The sequence below is a fragment of the Gammaproteobacteria bacterium genome, assembly GCA_024235095.1.
Lineage (GTDB): Bacteria > Pseudomonadota > Gammaproteobacteria > Competibacterales > Competibacteraceae > UBA2383.
In genome coordinates, this window is record JACKNC010000002.1 from 1 (window position 1) to 17,594 (window position 17,594).

The window sequence follows — 17,594 nt, forward strand, 5'->3', positions numbered from 1 at the left end:
ATAGCGGGTTAATCCTGACGGCGGTCGCCGGTATTTTTCTCCTGCTGTTTCTAGTGATGAAGGTCAAGTTGCACGCCTTCGTCGCCTTGCTGCTGGCCAGCTTGCTGGTGGGCGTCACCGCCGGCATGCCACTGACCGGGGTCATCGAATCCATTCAAAAGGGCATGGGCGGCACGCTGGGTTTCGTCGCCGTCGTGGTCGGGCTGGGCGCGATGTTCGGCCAAATGCTGGAGGTGTCCGGTGGCGCCGAGCGGCTGGCGCAAACCCTGCTGCAACGCTTTGGCGAGGACAAGGCGCAATGGTCGCTGGGTCTGACCGGCTTTTTGGTCGCCATCCCGGTCTTTTTCGACGTCGGCTTCATCATTCTGGTGCCGCTGGTCTACGGGCTGGCGCGGAAAACCGGGCGCTCGCTGCTCTACTACGGTATCCCGCTGCTGGCCGGGTTGGCGGTGACTCACAGTTTCGTGCCGCCGACCCCCGGCCCCATCGCGGTGGCCAACCTGCTGGGCGCCGATTTGGGTTGGGTGATCCTGTTCGGCATCGTCGCCGGTTTGCCGGCCATGGCCATCGCCGGCCCCTGGTTCGGGCGCTGGATCGCCCAACGCATCCATGTCGGGGTGCCCGATTACATGCAACTGACCCCTAAAGATCCGGATCGGGAACTGCCGTCGTTCCTGACCGTGGCCGGCATCATCCTGGTGCCGCTGGCGCTGATCCTGGTCAATACCGTCACCAACGTGATGTTGCCGAAGGACGATCCGATCCGGCTGGTGCTCGGCTTCGCCGGCCATCCCTTCGTCGCCCTGCTGATCGCCACCCTGCTGGCCTTCACCCTGCTCGGCACCCGCCGCGGCTTGACCCGCGACGAGGTCCAGAACATCGCCACCAAGGCATTGGAACCGGCGGGCATCATCATCCTGGTCACCGGCGCCGGTGGCGTCTTCAAGCAGATCCTGATCGACTCCGGCGTCGGCAAGGTGCTGGGCGACATGATGGCCGGTTCGCCACTGCCGCCCATCGTGCTGGCGTTCGTGATCGCGTCCCTGGTGCGGGTGGCGCAGGGCTCGGCGACGGTGGCCATGATCACGGCGGCGGGCCTGATCACGCCCCTGGTCGCGACCTTGCACCTGCAAGGTCCGGTTCTGGGTCTGCTGGTGATCGCCATCGCCGCCGGCGCGACCATCCTGTCCCACGTCAACGACTCGGGCTTCTGGCTGGTCAACCGCTACTTCGGGCTGGACGTGAAGGACACGCTGCGGTCGTGGACGGTGATGGAGACCCTCATCGCCTTGGTCGGTTTCGCGGTGGTCTTCGCGATCGGCCTGTTCATCCACTGACGGACGGTTCCTGGAGGCGCTCATGACTCGTGAAACTACGGTGGTGATCGGCGTCGATATCGGCACCACCAGCACCAAAGCGGTAGCGTTCGACATCGGGGGGCGGGTGATCGCTCACCACGCCGTCGAGTATCCGCTGCTCACGCCGACCCCGGCGGCGGCGGAACAGGATCCGGAGGAAATTTACCGGGCCGTGTTGACCGCCATCCAGGCGGCCGTGCGCAAGGCCGGCGTTCCGCCCGGCGACGTGACGTGCGTGGCCTTCAGCGCCGCTATGCACAGCGTGATTGCGGTGGACGCGGACGGTCGGCCGCTCACGCGCAGTCTCACCTGGGCCGACAGCCGGGCGACCGACTGGGCCGAGCGCATCAAACACGATTGGGGTGGGTTGGCGATTTATCAACGCACCGGCACGCCGATCCATCCCATGTCACCGCTCGCCAAACTGGTCTGGCTGCGGCGCGAACAACCGGAGGTGTTCACCCGCGCCGCGCGCTTCATCGGCATCAAGGAGTATGTGTTCTTCCGACTGTTCAAACGCTACGTGGTGGATTATTCCATTGCCTCGGCCACCGGTTTGTTCAATCTGTCCCAACTGGACTGGGACGCCGAAGCCCTGAAAGTCGCTGGTATTACCCGCACGCAGCTTCCCGAACCCGTGCCGACCACCTTCCACCTGGCCGGACTGGAGCCGGAACTGGCGCGGGAACTCGGCCTGTTGCCCACCACCCCGTTCGTGGTGGGCGCCAACGATGGCGTGCTTTCCAATCTGGGGGTCAACGCCATGGGGCCGGGCGAGGTCGCCGTCACCATCGGCACCAGCGGCGCCATGCGCACCGTGGTGGACCGACCGGTGACCGATCCGTCCGGGCGCACCTTTTGCTATGCCCTCACCGACCGGCATTGGGTGATCGGCGGGCCGGTGAATAATGGCGGTATTGTGTTTCGCTGGGTGCGCGACGAACTGACAGCGTCCGTGGTGGAAACGGCCCGACGGCTGGGCATCGATCCCTACGAAGTGCTGACCCGGATCGCCGAGCGGGTCACGCCCGGCGCGGAGGGCTTGCTGTTTCATCCTTATCTGGCCGGCGAACGCGCGCCCCTGTGGAACGCCAACCTGCGCGGTTCCTTCTTCGGGCTGGCCATGCACCATCGCAAGGAGCATCTGATCCGCGCCGTGCTGGAAGGCGTGATTTTCAACTTGTACAGCATCTTGCCGGCGGTGGAAGCGCTGATCGGTCCCACGCAAACGATGAAGGCTACCGGTGGCTTTGCCCGGTCCGGTCTGTGGCGGCAAATGATGGCCGACATCTTCAATCGCGAGGTGGTGGTGCCGGAGAGCTTCGAAAGCTCCTGCCTGGGCGCGGCCGTGCTGGGACTCTACGCGCTGGGTCGTGTCGATTCCCTGAACGTCATTGCCGACATGGTGGGTGCGACCCATCGTCATGCACCGATCGCGGGCCACGTCGCGATTTACAGTCGGCTGCTGCCGATTTATCTCAGCATCCCGACCAAACTCGAAGCGGAGTACCAGGCCATCGCCGCTTTCCAGCGGGAACGATCCGTAACCGGAACGACGACGGGCGTCGCGTCGCCCCCTCTGACTCAGGAGCTCTGATCATGACCCTACATCCCATCGTGGCGGCGGTCACCGACCGCATTCGCCAACGTAGCACGGCGACGCGATCCGCGTATCTGACACGACTGGAACACGCTCGCGCCAACGGCCCGGTCCGCAAGCGCCTGTCCTGCACCAACCTGGCGCACACCTTTGCCGCCTCCGACGTGAACGACCAAGCCGTCTTGCGCGAGGCGCGCTGGCCGAACCTGGCCATTGTCTCCTCGTATAACGACATGCTATCCGCGCATCAACCGCTGGAGCGGTTTCCTGCCCTGATCAAGCAGGCGGCGCGGGAAGCCGGGGCGGTGGCGCAATTCGCCGGCGGCGTGCCGGCCATGTGCGACGGCGTGACCCAAGGTCAACCGGGAATGGAACTCTCGCTGTTCTCGCGTGACGTGATCGCCATGGCGACGGCGGTGGCGCTGTCACACAATGTGTTCGATGCCGTGCTCTGCCTCGGCGTGTGCGACAAGATCGTGCCGGGGTTGCTGATCGGCGCCTTGCATTTCGGCCATCTACCGGCGATCTTCGTACCCGGCGGGCCGATGCCCTCGGGCTTGCCCAACGCCGAGAAGGCGAAAATCCGCCAGCTTTACGCCCAGGGCCAGGTCGGGCGCGACGCGCTGCTGGAAGCGGAGTCGAAGGCATATCACGCACCGGGCACCTGCACGTTTTACGGCACCGCTAACTCGAACCAGATGCTGATGGAGGTGATGGGCCTGCACCTGCCCGGCGCCGCCTTCGTCCCTCCCAACACGCCGCTGCGCGACGCACTGACCCAAGCGGCGGCCCGGCGCGCGGCCCGGATTACGGCGCTGGGCGAGGAATACCTGCCGGTCGGGCGGGTGATTGACGAGCGGGCGATCGTCAACGGCATCGTCGGCCTGTTAGCGACCGGCGGCTCGACCAATCACACCCTGCACCTGGTCGCCATCGCGCGTGCCGCCGGGATTGTCATCAACTGGGACGACTTCAGCGACTTGTCGGCCGTAATCCCCCTGCTGGCTCAGATCTACCCGAACGGCCAAGCCGACGTGAATCACTTCCACGCCGGCGGCGGCATGGGGTTCCTGACCGGCGAGCTGCTCGATGCCAGACTGCTGCACGACAACGTGCTCACCGTCGTCGGCGAAGGTCTGGCGCGCTATCGTGAAGAACCGTACCTGGATCAAGGCGCGTTGAGTTGGCGTCCAGCGCCGAAGCAGAGCGGTGACGACAGCGTGCTGCGTCCCGCTGCCCAGCCATTCAGTCCCGACGGCGGACTCAAGCTATTGAGCGGCAATCTGGGCCGGGCGGTGATCAAAATTTCGGCGGTTAAGCCGGAACATCGCGTGGTGGAAGCCCCCGCTCTGGTCTTCGACCATCAGGAAGCCCTGATGGCCGCGTTCGACCGGGGCGAACTCCAGCGGGATTTTGTCGCCGTGGTGCGCTATCAAGGGCCGTGCGCCAATGGCATGCCGGAGCTGCACAAGCTGACCCCACCGCTGGGGGTGTTACAGGATCAAGGGTTTCGGGTGGCGCTGGTCACCGATGGCCGTATGTCAGGCGCGTCGGGCAAAGTCCCGGCGGCGATTCACGTCACGCCGGAATGCCTGGCGGGTGGGCCATTAGCCAAAGTACGCGACGGCGATGTCATTCGGCTCGACGGCGAGCGCGGCGTGCTCGAAGTGCGGGTCGCCGCATCGGAATGGGCCGAGCGCCAACCGGAACCGGTGGATTTGAGCGATGACCCGCACGGTCTGGGTCGCGAACTGTTCGCAGTGTTTCGCGCCAACGCGACGGGAGCCGAGCAGGGAGCGATCACGTTCGGAACGTTGGAAAACGCAACAGCGACTCCGATACCCGACGCCGCGCCCGTCCATGATCACGTTAGGTTTACCCAGGAGGAGGCACCATGAGTGAGTTAACTGTACTGGAGATCATGCGGATTGGGCCAGTCATTCCCGTCATCGTCATCGAAGATGGGGCCCACGCGGCGCCCCTGGCCCGGGCGCTGGTGGCCGGTGGGGTACGGGTGTTGGAAGTGACGTTGCGTACTCCCGTCGCACTGGCGGCGGTTCGAGCGATCGCTCATGAAGTGCCTGATGCTATCGTCGGTGTGGGCACCCTCACCCGTCCCGACGAGTTTGCCGAGGCGGTGGACGCCGGCGCCCGTTTCGGCGTGAGTCCTGGCCTGACCCCGGCGCTGATCGAAGCAGCGCGGGAGAGCGGCTTGCCGCTGTTACCCGGCGTGATGACCCCCTCGGACGTGATCGCCGCTCGACTGGCTGGTTTTCGCGAATTAAAACTGTTCCCGGCCCAGCAAGCCGGTGGCGTTGGCATGTTGAAAGCACTGGCCGGGCCGTTCCCGGATGTCACCTTTTGTCCTACCGGCGGGATTACGGCGGAAACCGCTCCGGAATTTCTGGTATTGCCCAATGTCGCTTGCGTCGGCGGATCCTGGCTGACGCCCCAGACCACGCTGGCGGCAGGCGATTGGAGCACGATTACGGCGTTGGCGAAACAATCCATCACCTTGCGATACGTTGAGTGCTGTAATGGACCGGATTGATCCCGTCGCGTTTCGGGCGACGGCGGTGTTACCGAGTTTGGCCGATGAGCAGGTCTGTATCGATGGCAAAACCCTCCGGGGCAGCCGTGAGGGGGCGAATCCGACCGTGCATCGGGTCAGTGCGTTTGCCGGACAAGCCCGCTGGGTGTTGGCCCAGCAAGCCGTCGCCGAGAAATCCAATGAGATCACTGCAATCCCCGACCTGCTCGGCTTGCTTGATCTACAGGGCGCTGTTGTCTCCACGGATGCGATGGGCTGTCAGAAAGCCATTGCACAAACCATTGTCGGCGCGGGCGCCGATTACATCCTGGCGTTGAAGGATAATCATCCAATACTGTGCCAGGATGTCCAACTCTGGCTCGACACCGAAGTGGCCCGAGGACGTCTGCCGCTCCAAGAAACCGTCGAGAAAGATCATGGTCGCGATGGTGTTTTGCAGCAGGGCGTTCATTTAGTTAAGAATCTCTATCCGTAGCATTGACTGCTAATCCATTATTACATCCATTCGTTGCGCACGGGTGGAACCCCGTTCCCGCAATTCTCCAGGCAACACCATCCGGCGCACCGGTTGTGACGGATGGGCGATTCGTTGAAGAAGCAACTCAGTTGCAACTTTTCCGATATCATAAACCGGTTGCGCAATCACAGTAATGCCCGGTCCTTGCAACTGAGTCCAGGGCGAGTCATCAAAACCCGCCAAAGCAATCTGTTCAGGAAATTGGAGTTGCACCTCCCGCAATGCTTTAATAATACCAAGTAAAATTAATCCATTACTACCAATTAGCGCATCGGGTAATATCTTCCCCTGTACCAGCTCGCTCACGATCGCATGGGTGACATTGACCGTTGCCCGCACCGGCGTAGGCACGACCTTGACCTGGATTTCCAGACCGTGAGTAGCCATCGCCGTTACATAGCCTTGATGTCGTTGCCGGCCCGTGGCGCTTGTGGCGTCATAGATAAACAGGATCCGCTGGTAGCCTTGGTCGATGAGATGCACCGTCAGACGATAGGCGGAATCCGTATTATCTAGCACCACGGCATCCGCGGCAGTCTCGCGTTCGCAACGGTCGACCAGCACCACGGGAAAGGGGTAATCACTCATCCGAAAATGAGCCAGGATCGAGAGCGATGGCGATAGAATAACGCCGCTGACCTTCTCATCCCGCATCAAATCAAGATAGAGCGCTTCCTTTTCGGGATCTTCATCGGCATTGCAGAGAATCACGCGCATTCGGTTCTGATAGGCCATATCCTCGACTGCGCGGCTGATTTCGGTGAAAAACGGGTTGCGGATATCCGAAACGATCAGGCCGATAGTATCATTCCGGTGCGAACGCAGCCGCTGCGCTGCCCGATTCGGCCGATAATCTAACGCTTGAACGGCCTTCATCACCCGCTGACGAGTTTTCTTACCGACTCCGGGACGTTCCGCCAATACTCGGGACACCGAGGCTATCGAAACCCCTGCTTCCTTGGCGACATCCTTGATGTTCGCCATCTATGTCTCTCCTCTTGCAATAAAAAATAAACTCAAAATTGATTCGGGACTGTTGAGAGAGTTCATTCTATCAGATACGGCGATCATTATATAAATTATTGTAATTTAATGTATAAATAATATTTTTGGAAGCTTCAGATACATGGAGCGACGAACCGATTGGAATCTATATCAACCAGCGTGTAAACGATTTCTATTAGCATATCATATCTATAAGTAATTAATTATAATTAGATAATAATTTTTTTAAAAAAACTATTGACAAAAAATGAGTAAACGTTTACAAATTTATTGTGAAAATTGATCTTTAATTTAATAATTCATATATAAGAAAACGATTTTCTTTTCATGCCAACCCGCGAGGACAACCCCTATGAACAAGACCGCACTTTTGACCGAGTACCGGTTCACCACCCGTGACGGTTTTTCTATCGTGACGTATCACTGCGCCAAGCATGGCGACGTCATTCCTTCCTTGCAGCAGCGACGTGTTCGTTCAGTAAATAATTAAAGGGAGCTCGTTCCATAAAAACTCCTGAAGAACGAACTAAATGTATAAAAAATTTACGTAGTAAGTTACAGGGAATGAAACCTGCCAAAACTGCACAAAATAAAAATAAAAAATTGAAGATTAAAGATTTTTCACAACCACCGCGAGGATGAAAACCATGAAAAAAACCACTCTCTCCCTGACCGTAGCCGCCGCCCTGTTCTCTGCCGCGGCCCAAGCCGCCACCACTGTCACCATCGGCACGGTGAACAACGGCGACATGATCATCATGCAACGCCTATCCAAGCAGTTCGAGGAGCAGCACCCGGACATCAAGCTGGACTGGGTGGTGCTGGAAGAAAACGTGCTGCGCCAGCGTCTGACCACCGACATCGCGACCAAGAGCGGTCAGTTCGACGTGGCGACCATCGGCGCCTACGAGGTGCCAATTTGGGCCAAGCAAGGCTGGTTAAAGCCGTTCGAGAATCTGCCGGCGGACTATGACGTGGACGACATCCTGAAGTCGGTGCGCGACGGCCTGTCCTACGAGGGCAAGCTCTACGCCCTGCCTTTCTATTCCGAGTCGTCGATGCTGTTCTACCGCACTGACTTGTTCAAGAAGGCGGGCATCGAAATGCCGGCGCAACCCACCTGGGATCAAGTCAAGGAATGGGCCGGGAAACTGACCGACAAGGATGCTGGGGTTTACGGCATCTGTTTGCGCGGCAAGCCTGGTTGGGGCGAAAACGTGGCCTTTCTATCTACCATGGTTCACAGCTACGGCGGCCAGTGGTTCGACATGAAGTGGCAACCCACCCTCGATTCGCCGGAGTGGAAGGCGGCGGTCACCGACTACGTCAACCTGTTAAACCAATACGGCCCGCCCGGTGCCGCGTCCAACGGCTTCAACGAAAATCTGTCGCTGTTCGCCAGCGGCAAGTGCGCCATGTGGATCGACGCCACAGTCGCGGCGGGCCTGCTTTTCAACCCGGACGAATCCCAGGTGGCCGACAAGGTGGGCTTTGCCCAAGCCCCCATCGGCAAGACGGAAAAAGGCTCCCACTGGATCTGGTCGTGGGCGCTGGCTATCCCGAATTCGTCCGATGCCCAGGACGCCGCCACCCAGTTCATCACCTGGGCCACCTCCAAGTCTTATGTGGAGCTAGTGGGTGAGCAGGTAGGCTGGACCAGCGTACCTCCAGGCACTCGCCAGTCCACTTATGAGAATCCCAAGTACATCGAGGCCGCGCCCTTTGCCAAGCCGGTGCTGCAGGCCATCGAGAGCGCCGATCCCACGCATCAGACTCTTAATCCCAGCCCCTACACCGGCATCCAGTACGTGGGTATTCCCGAGTTTCAGGCCATTGGCACTCAGGTCGGTCAGATGATTGCCGCCGCCCTGGCCGGCCAGATGCCCGTGGACCAGGCGCTGAAGGGCGCCCAGTCTTCGGTGTCCCGGACCATGCGTCAGGCTGGTTACGGCAAGTAAGCCTCTAATACCTCTCATCCCCTGTCCTCTCCGACGTTAGAGAGCGACAGGGAGGATGTTTCCGGCCTCCCTGGAGAGGCCAAGGTAAACCGCCACCTCAAGAGAGCTTTCCCATGACGACCCTGGCAAATACGCAAATGACTGCCAAGTCGGCCAAGAAAAGTCGGGAGATCGATACTCGCCCGCTGCTCTGGCCTTCAGTCATCGTCCTGTTCCTCTGGATGATCGTACCGCTGGCGATGACCCTGTATTTCTCGGGCATCCGCTATAACCTGCTCAATCCGATGCTAACGGGCTTCGCTGGCCTGGAGAATTACGCGTTCCTGTTCGAGGACCCGGCGCTGTGGACGTCCCTATGGAACACCCTGGTGCTGGTCGGCTCGGTGCTGATCATCACCGTGGTGTTCGGCACCCTGTTTGCGGTGCTCTACAACGCCGAGCTCTACGGCCGCGGCGTGGCCCGGCTGCTGGTGATCGCGCCGTTTTTCGTGATGCCTACAGTCAGCGCCCTGGTCTGGAAGAACATGCTGATGCATCCGGTCAATGGATTGTTCGCCTGGCTACAAAGCCTGGTGGGGATGGAGCCCACCGACTGGTTCACTAACTATCCCATGCTGTCGGTGATCGTGATCGTGTCCTGGCAATGGGTGCCCTTCGCGTTTCTGATCCTGCTCACCGCCATTCAATCCCTGGACCAGGAGCAGAAAGAAGCGGCGCGCATCGACGGCGCCGGACCGGTAGACATGTTCTTCTACATCGTCCTGCCCCACCTCAGTCGGGCCATCTCGGTGGTCATCATGATCGAAACGATCTTTTTGCTGACCATCTTCGCCGAGATCTACGTCACCACTTCCGGCGGCCCGGGTACGGCTACCACCAATCTGGCCTGGCTGATTTACTCGGTGGGTCTACTCCAGTTCGACGTGGGTTATGCCTCGGCCGGCGGCGTGATCGCGGTGATCCTGGCCAACATCGTGGCCATTTTCCTGGTGCGGACGGTGTCCCGCAATCTGCAACAAGGTTGAGGAGAATATTCCCATGCAAGCCACTCGTCAGAAAATGTGGACCACCGTGCTGGCCTGGTTCATCGCCCTGCTGGTCTTCTTTCCCATCTTCTGGATGGCCGTCACTGCCTTCAAGACCGAGGTGGACGCCATCGCCACGCCGCCGTCGCTATTCTTTACCCCCACCACGGAGAACTTCCAGGAGGTTTTCGATCGCAGCAACTACGGCCGCTACGTCTGGAACTCGATCGCCGTGTCCTTCGGCTCGACGATCCTGGCCCTGATCTTCGCCATTCCGGCGGCCTACGCCATGGCGTTCTTCCCGACCAAACGGACGCCGGGGACGTTGTTGTGGATGCTATCCACCAAGATGATGCCGCCGGTGGGCGTGCTGATCCCCATGTATCTGCTGTTCCGCGACATGGGTTTACTGGACACGGTCAGCGGACTGATGATGATTTATACCCTAATCAATCTACCCATCGTGATTTGGATGCTTTACACCTATTTCAAGGACGTGCCGAACGAAATCATGGAGGCTGGACGGGTAGACGGCGCCACGCCGATCCAGGAACTGTTCCTGCTACTCATCCCTCTAGCGGTGCCCGGCATCGCCAGCACCGGACTGCTCTCCATCATCCTGTCCTGGAATGAAGCCTTCTGGAGCCTGAATCTCACCAGTTCCAACGGCGCCCCCTTGACCGCGTTCATCGCCTCGTACTCCAGCCCCCAGGGTCTGTTCTGGGCCAAGCTGTCGGCGGCCTCGCTGATGGCCATCGCCCCCATCCTGGTCGTGGGCTGGATGAGCCAGAAGCAACTGGTCTCTGGGCTGACCTTCGGCGCTGTCAAGTAACTTCATTGCACCGTATTCGCGAGGACATTCACCATGGTTGACGTGGTATTGCAAAATGTTAAGAAGACTTTCGGCGATGTCGAAGTCATCAAGGGCGTGGACCTGCATATCGAAGACAAGGAGTTTGCCGTTTTCGTGGGTCCCTCGGGCTGTGGCAAGTCCACCCTGCTGCGCATGATCGCCGGCCTGGAAAGCATCACCGACGGGGATTTGATGATCGATGGGCAGCGGGTCAACGATTTCTCACCGGCGGAACGAGGCATCGCCATGGTCTTTCAGACCTACGCGCTGTATCCGCACATGACGGTGCGGGACAACATGGGCTTCAGTCTCAAGCTGGCCAAGCTCCCCAGGGAAGAGATCGAGCGCAAGGTCAACGAGGCGGCGCGGATTCTGAAACTGGAGCCTCTGCTGGACCGCAAGCCCAAGGCCCTGTCCGGCGGCCAGCGCCAGCGGGTGGCGATCGGCCGGGCCATCGTTCGCAACCCCAAGGTGTTTCTGTTCGACGAGCCCCTGTCCAACCTGGATGCGGCACTGCGGGTGCAGATGCGCATTGAGATCGCCCGCATGCACAGCGACTTCGACGCGACCATGATCTATGTGACCCATGATCAGGTGGAAGCCATGACGATGGCCAACAAGATCGTGGTTCTGCAAGGAGGGGTGATCGAGCAGGTGGGTTCCCCTCTGGAGTTGTATCACCACCCCCGCAACCGCTTTGTGGCCGGCTTCATCGGCTCCCCCACCATGAACTTCATCGACACCCAGGTGCAGAACGTCCAGGCCGAGTCGGTGACCGTGAGCTTGCCCGGAGGCGGTTCGGTGACGGCGCCCGTGAAGGACCGAGGGCTGAAAACCGGCGACAAGATGACCCTGGGCGTGCGCCCCGAGCATTTGCTGGAGAGCGGCGGCGATGGCCAGATTCACGGCAAGGTGCTGGTGGTGGAGCGCCTGGGAGGCGCTACTTACATCTACGTCAAGATCGAAGGCGACCAGACCCTCACCGCCGAGATCGACGGCAACAGCCCAGTTAAGGTGAACGATGCCGTCACTCTGGGACTCAGCGGGGCGACCTGTCATCTGTTCACCACCGACGGCCTGGCTCTGGAGCAGGCCGCGCGCCATCCCTTGGCTGCAATAGATCGAGGCCACTCGGTCACTCATTGACCGCCACGGCGTTGGGCAAAACGGTTTTCGTCGTTGCCCTCGCCCTTCTGTAGCCCTGGAGGTTGTTAAGCTATGACCGAAACCGTATCCATACCGTTGAACTCAGCCAACCTGAGGCAGCTTGCGCCCGCAGTGCGAACGCCGGGTTACGACCGTGCTGCAGTGGCCCAGAGCATCATTCACATCGGCGTCGGCGGCTTTTACCGCGCCCATCAAGCCGTGTATCTGGACGACCTGCTACACCAGCCCGGCAACGCCGGCTGGGGCTATTGCGGAGTCGGGTTGCTCCCTCACGACCGGGGCATGCGCGACGCCCTGCTGCCCCAGGATTGTCTTTACACGGTGGTGGAGCGCAGCGCCGCCGGCGACCAGGCCCGGGTGATCGGCTCGCTGCTGAATTATCTTTACGCCCCCGACGATCCCGAGGCGGTGCTGGAAAAAATGGCTTCCCCGGCTTGCCGGATCGTGGCCCTGACCATCACCGAGAGCGGTTATTACGTGAACGAGGGTACCGGAGAGTTCAATGCCGACCACCCGGACATCGTTCATGATCTGCAAAATCCCCACCGCCCCCGCTGCTCTTTCGGCTATCTGCTGGAGGCGCTGGATCGGCGGCGCCAGCGGGGTTTGGGGCCATTCACGATCATGTCCTGCGACAACCTGCAACACAATGGCGCCGTCGCCCGGAAAATGCTGCTGGCTTTCGCCGAGCGCCGGGAGCCGGAATTAGGTCGCTGGCTGGCCGAGCATGGCGCGTTTCCCAACAGCATGGTGGACCGCATCACCCCTGCCACCACCGATGCCCACCGGGCGCTGGTGCGGGAGCGCTTCGGCATCCAGGACGCCTGGCCGGTGGTCACCGAACCCTTCATGCAATGGGTGATCGAGGACCGCTTCCCCACCGGCCGCCCGGCCTGGGAGCGGGTCGGGGCACAGATGACCGGCGATGTCCTGCCCTACGAGAAGATGAAAATGCGGCTGCTCAACGCCAGCCATCAGGCCATGTGCTATATCGGCATGTTGTTGGGCTACTCGTTTGCCCACGAAGCCATGGACGATCCCCAGATCCGCAAGCTGGTGCAGACGATGATGGATGTGGAGGTCACGCCACTGCTGTCACCCTTGCCAGGGGTTAGTCTGGAGGACTACAAGCACACCTTGATCGAGCGCTTCTCCAATCCCACGATCTGCGACCAGTTACACCGAATCGGCACCGAGGGTTCGGCGCGGATTCCCAAGTTCGTGCTGCCTTCGATTCTGGAGGAACTGTCCCGGAACGGCCCGGTAAAATTGCTGAGCTTCACCGTGGCGGCCTGGTTCCGGTATCTGGCTGGCGGCAACGACGACCAGGGCCGGCCCTTGCCCACCGTGATTGACCCACTGACGGAACAGCTTCAGGAGCGTGCCCGGCGCGGTGGGCGAGAACCGGACGCGGTGCTGAGCCTGGCGGAGATTTTCGGCGAGACTCTGCCGCAGTCACCGGCCTTCGTGGACGAAGTGCGCCGGGCCTTGCACGGGTTTTACGACCAGGGCGCCCGCGCTACCCTGAGCGATTACGTCGGGTCCTAAAAGGCAACGGCAACGCCGAGGGGCATCAAGCAAGATGCTCCTCTCTTACCGGCTCCTTCACAGAGGTTTCTATCATGGTGCAAGCAATTTGTCTGGGCGAACTGCTCATTGATTTCGTTCCTACGGTCACCGGCACCGGTCTGACTGACGCGCCGGCGTTCATCAAGGCCCCCGGTGGCGCGCCGGGCAATGTTGCGGTTGGACTCGCCCGGCTCGGTGTGAAAAGCGCCTTCATGGGCAAGGTCGGCGACGATGCCTTCGGGCATTTCCTGGCCGACACCTTGGCCCAAGCGGGCGTCGAGGTCGGCCCGCTGTGTTTCTCCACCGAGGCGCGCACTGCGCTGGCTTTCGTCTCGCTACGGGCGGATGGGGAACGTGAATTCATGTTCTATCGCCACCCCAGCGCCGACATGCTGTTCACTCCCCGCGAAGTGGACATGGATGTGATCGGTCAGGCGAAACTCTTGCATTTCGGTTCGATCAGTCTGATCAGCGAACCCTCGCGCAGCGCCACGCTATATGCGGTCGATGCAGCCCGCGCCGTCGGAGGGCTGGTGTCCTACGATCCCAACCTGCGCCTGCCGCTGTGGCCAGACGCGGAGGCTGCGCGCCAGGGGATGTTGTTGGGCTTGCAGAAGGCGCACATCGTCAAGCTCAGCGATGACGAAAGCGAATTCCTGACCGGACTGAGCGATCTGAAAAAGGCTTGTCAGGCACTTTGGCACGATGACTTGAAATTAATGGTCGTGACCCGCGGGCGTGCAGGTTGCACCTATTTCACGCCGGGATTTTCCGGCGATGTCGCCAGTTTCACGGTCGAGGCGGTCGATGCGACGGGAGCAGGAGATGGCTTCGTTGCCGGTTTGTTACAAGGCGTGCTGGCCGATCCGACCATCGTCCGGGATGAAGCGCGTCTGCGTGAGCTGTGCCGCTTCGCCAACGCGGTCGGCGCGCTGGCGACAACTCAGCGCGGCGCAATCCCGGCTTTGCCGAATCGGGAACAGATGCAGGATTTTCTGCACAGCCATTAGGTGGCTCAATCGGTTTAAAGTGAAAGGAGCGAGACGAGATGGCAAGAGAATTGGAAGGTAAGGTTGCCGCTGTCACCGGCGGGGCGTCGGGCATTGGGCTGGCTAGCGCCGAGGCAATGCTCGCGGCCGGCGCGCGCGTGGTCCTGGTAGACCGCGACAAAGCGGCGCTAACGGCGCTCTGCGAAAAGCACGACAACGACGCAGTGATCCCGCTGCTCATCGACCTGCTCGACCCGAAGAGCTGCGCGATGCTGCTACCGCAGATCCTGGAGAAGGCCGGTCGGCTTGATATCCTGCACGCTAACGCCGGTCTCTATATTGGTGGAAACCTGGTTGACGCCAACACGGACGCGATCGACAGAATGCTGAACCTTAATGTCAACGTCGTGATGAAAAACGTCCACGATGTCCTGCCGCATATGATTGAGCGTGGCACAGGCGACATCGTGGTAACGAGTTCGTTGGCGGCCCACTTTCCCACACCGTGGGAGCCGATCTATGCGTCGTCCAAATGGGCGATCAATTGCTTCGTACAAACTGTGCGTCGCCAAGTCTTCAAGCATGGCGTCCGCGTCGGGTCGGTCTCGCCCGGTCCCGTTATTAGCGCGCTTCTTGCCGACTGGCCGGAGGAGAAATTGAAGGAGGCAAGGGAATCCGGCAGTCTGATCGAGGCAAGTGATGTAGCTGATGCAGTAATGTATATGCTGACGCGGCCACGCAGCGTGACCATTCGCGATATGATCATTCTACCCACCAATTTTGACCTCTAGCCCAGCGAGGCTCGCTGAGCCGTGCTTGAAAGGAATCAACGCAACAGAACCCAATGATGAACAACCCATCCCTGATCGATGAGATCGATCTGAACAACCTGTTCGATCACCTGCTACTTGGCCCCCTGGGCCGGATGGAACCTCTCGAACAGACCCTCTTTCGAATCCGGTTTGATTTGTACATGCCAGATGTTTTGAGGCCGCTGGCGAAGCTGTACGGCGGGCGCCCGGACTTTGCCGCGCATCTCGAAAACCTGCTTGGCATCGTGGCCCGGGCCTACGCTGGCCGGCCGGAGAAATTGCGCCGGCTCGACCTGCGGCGGGTCAACGAACCGGACTGGTTCCAACAGCCCGGTATGATCGGTTATGTCGGCTACGTGGACCGTTTTGCCGGCAACCTGGCGGGCGTCAAGGATAAGATTCCGTATCTGAAGGAACTTGGGGTCACTTACCTGCACCTGATGCCGCTGCTTAAACCGCGCCCCGGGGCCAATGACGGCGGTTATGCCGTCATGGATTACCGTCAGGTCAATCCCGCTTACGGCGCCATGGAGGATTTACGCGAACTGGCGACGGCGCTCCGCCATGAAGGCATCAGTTTGTGCATCGACCTGGTGTGCAACCACACCGCGAAGGAGCACGAGTGGGCGCGCAAGGCGGTCGCCGGTGATCCGCTTTATCAAGGCTATTACCATATGTTTCCCAACCGGGCGATGCCCGATCAGTATGAAATGACCCTGCCCGAGGTATTTCCGGATTTCGCGCCGGGCAACTTCACCTTCCAAGACCGTTGCCAACGCTGGGTATGGACGACGTTCAACGAGTACCAGTGGGACCTGAACTACACCAATCCGGCGGTTTTGGCCGAGATGCTGGATATCATGCTGTTTCTGGCCAACCAGGGAGTGGAGATCCTGCGCCTGGATGCCGTCGCCTTCATGTGGAAGCGTCTGGGAACCGACTGCCAGAATCAACCCGAGGCGCATGCGATTTTGCAGGCGTTCCGGGCGCTGACCCGGATCGCCGCCCCCGGCCTGCTGTTCAAGGCCGAAGCCATCGTCTCGCCCGATAAGTTGCTCCCCTACCTGGGGCTGGGCACAGCCACCAACAAGGAGTGCGAGATCGCCTACCACAATTCGTTCATGGTCCTGTTGTGGAGCAGCCTGGCCGAGCGCCGGGTAGTGTTGATGACGCACGCCTTGCAGAACATGCCGGATACGCCGGTCGGCTGCGCCTGGCTGGCCTACATCCGTTGCCACGACGACATCGGCTGGGCGGTGCGCGACGAGGACGCCGCGGCTGTTGGCCTGTCCGGTTTCCTGCATCGCGCCTTTCTCAGCGATTTTTACAGCGGCCGTTTTCCCGGCGCCTTCGCCCGGGGCATGACCTTCCAACATAATCCCAAGACCGGCGACCGGCGGATCAGCGGCACTCTGGCGTCCCTGGCCGGACTGGAAGCGGCGGCCGAGCAACAAAATTGGCGGGAAACCGATCTGGCGGTGCGCCGTATCCTGTTGCTGCATGCCATGATTCTTGCTTTCGATGGCATCCCCATGATCTACATGGGCGACGAACTGGGTTTGCTGAACGACCACGGCTATCTGGATGACCCGAACCTCGCGGACGACAATCGATGGACCCATCGCCCCTTCATGGATTGGTGTCAGGCTGAGCAGCGGCACGACTGGCAGACGCTCACCGCCCGGATTTTCCAGGCCACATGCAACCTGATTCAAGCCGCCAAGCGCACCCTGAATCTGCATGCCCAGGCCCGTTGTTACGCCGTCTGGACGCACAACGAGCAGGTTTTCGGGTTGATTCGCGCCAGCGCCTGGGGGCGGCTACTGGTGCTGGCCAATTTTACCGAACATGACCAGACGGTTCCCCGCTATCGAGTCCATGACATGGGATTTGCCGGAGAACTTGTCAACCGTCTGGAAGAGCAGTCGCTCGATAGCTGGTCCGATTTGAAGCTTGAACCCTACCAGGCACTCTGGTTGGAACAGGTTCCCGAGGACTGAGTCCCTCACCACCTATCAGTTCCTCATCACAGGCTCGTTGTAGCCTGGATTCCGTTTCGCTCCATCCAGGCTACGAGTTACGAGCTGCAAGCTGCGAACTATCGGATCTACTCCACAGATGAGGAACTGATAGGTAAGGCCGGAGGACTCTCATTCACGTTAGATCAAGGAAGTCCGGGTGTCCGGCCCG

The 17,594-nt window shown here is 60.4% G+C and carries 14 protein-coding genes and 1 pseudogene; 14 read left to right on the forward strand and 1 reads right to left on the reverse strand.

All coding sequences use genetic code 11. From position 1 onward, the window contains the following. Positions 1-11: 11 nt before the first annotated feature. The 5 genes and pseudogenes from H6973_13195 to H6973_13215 all read left to right on the forward strand — a co-directional run bounded on the left by H6973_13195 (position 12) and on the right by H6973_13215 (position 5,933). Positions 12-1,337 carry a gluconate transporter gene (locus tag H6973_13195; protein ID MCP5126545.1) on the forward strand — a complete coding sequence of 442 codons (1,326 nt, stop codon included), beginning with the start codon at positions 12-14 and terminating at the stop codon, positions 1,335-1,337. A 22-nt stretch (positions 1,338-1,359) separates the two neighbouring features. Further along, positions 1,360-2,955: a gluconokinase gene (gntK, locus tag H6973_13200; protein ID MCP5126546.1), complete on the forward strand. Its 1,596-nt coding sequence runs from the start codon at positions 1,360-1,362 to the stop codon at positions 2,953-2,955. A gap of 2 nt (positions 2,956-2,957) precedes the next feature. Next, positions 2,958-4,856 carry a phosphogluconate dehydratase gene (locus H6973_13205; GenBank protein ID MCP5126547.1) on the forward strand — a complete coding sequence of 633 codons (1,899 nt, stop codon included), beginning with the start codon at positions 2,958-2,960 and terminating at the stop codon, positions 4,854-4,856. Positions 4,857-4,879: 23 nt separating this feature from the next. Further along, positions 4,880-5,509, forward strand: a complete 630-nt coding sequence (eda, locus tag H6973_13210; GenBank protein ID MCP5126548.1) for a bifunctional 4-hydroxy-2-oxoglutarate aldolase/2-dehydro-3-deoxy-phosphogluconate aldolase — start codon at positions 4,880-4,882, stop codon at positions 5,507-5,509. Then, positions 5,466-5,933, forward strand: a pseudogene (locus tag H6973_13215) (ISAs1 family transposase). The gene eda and the pseudogene H6973_13215 overlap by 44 nt, the downstream one beginning before the upstream one ends. Positions 5,934-5,993: 60 nt before the next feature. Here the strand turns inward: H6973_13215 and H6973_13220 are convergent. After that, entirely contained in the window at positions 5,994-7,010 is a 1,017-nt protein-coding gene (locus H6973_13220; protein ID MCP5126549.1) for a LacI family DNA-binding transcriptional regulator, read from the reverse strand. A 373-nt stretch (positions 7,011-7,383) separates the two neighbouring features. Here H6973_13220 and H6973_13225 point away from each other — a divergent pair, with 373 nt between their 5' ends. The 9 genes from H6973_13225 (at position 7,384) to H6973_13265 (ending at position 17,404) form a co-directional block, all read left to right on the forward strand. After that, complete coding sequence (locus H6973_13225; GenBank protein MCP5126550.1) at positions 7,384-7,521, forward strand: hypothetical protein; 138 nt, start codon at positions 7,384-7,386, stop codon at positions 7,519-7,521. A gap of 148 nt (positions 7,522-7,669) precedes the next feature. Further along, on the forward strand, positions 7,670-8,989 hold the full coding sequence (locus H6973_13230; GenBank protein MCP5126551.1) for a sugar ABC transporter substrate-binding protein: 1,320 nt from the start codon (positions 7,670-7,672) through the stop codon (positions 8,987-8,989). 113 nt (positions 8,990-9,102) lie between these two features. After that, the gene (locus H6973_13235; protein ID MCP5126552.1) at positions 9,103-10,014 is read left to right on the forward strand and encodes a sugar ABC transporter permease; all 912 of its coding nucleotides are present in this window, start codon (positions 9,103-9,105) and stop codon (positions 10,012-10,014) included. A 13-nt stretch (positions 10,015-10,027) separates the two neighbouring features. After that, positions 10,028-10,846: a carbohydrate ABC transporter permease gene (locus tag H6973_13240; protein ID MCP5126553.1), complete on the forward strand. Its 819-nt coding sequence runs from the start codon at positions 10,028-10,030 to the stop codon at positions 10,844-10,846. Positions 10,847-10,879: 33 nt separating this feature from the next. Beyond that, positions 10,880-12,013 carry a sn-glycerol-3-phosphate ABC transporter ATP-binding protein UgpC gene (gene ugpC / locus H6973_13245; GenBank protein MCP5126554.1) on the forward strand — a complete coding sequence of 378 codons (1,134 nt, stop codon included), beginning with the start codon at positions 10,880-10,882 and terminating at the stop codon, positions 12,011-12,013. Between the two features lie 72 nt (positions 12,014-12,085). Continuing rightward, positions 12,086-13,582, forward strand: coding sequence for a mannitol dehydrogenase family protein (locus H6973_13250; GenBank protein ID MCP5126555.1), 1,497 nt, complete (start codon positions 12,086-12,088; stop codon positions 13,580-13,582). 71 nt (positions 13,583-13,653) lie between these two features. Next, entirely contained in the window at positions 13,654-14,613 is a 960-nt protein-coding gene (locus H6973_13255; GenBank protein ID MCP5126556.1) for a fructokinase, read from the forward strand. 38 nt (positions 14,614-14,651) lie between these two features. Beyond that, complete coding sequence (locus tag H6973_13260) at positions 14,652-15,383, forward strand: SDR family oxidoreductase (protein ID MCP5126557.1); 732 nt, start codon at positions 14,652-14,654, stop codon at positions 15,381-15,383. A gap of 134 nt (positions 15,384-15,517) precedes the next feature. Further along, entirely contained in the window at positions 15,518-17,404 is a 1,887-nt protein-coding gene (locus H6973_13265) for an alpha-amylase (protein ID MCP5126558.1), read from the forward strand. The last annotated feature ends 190 nt before the right edge of the window (positions 17,405-17,594 follow it).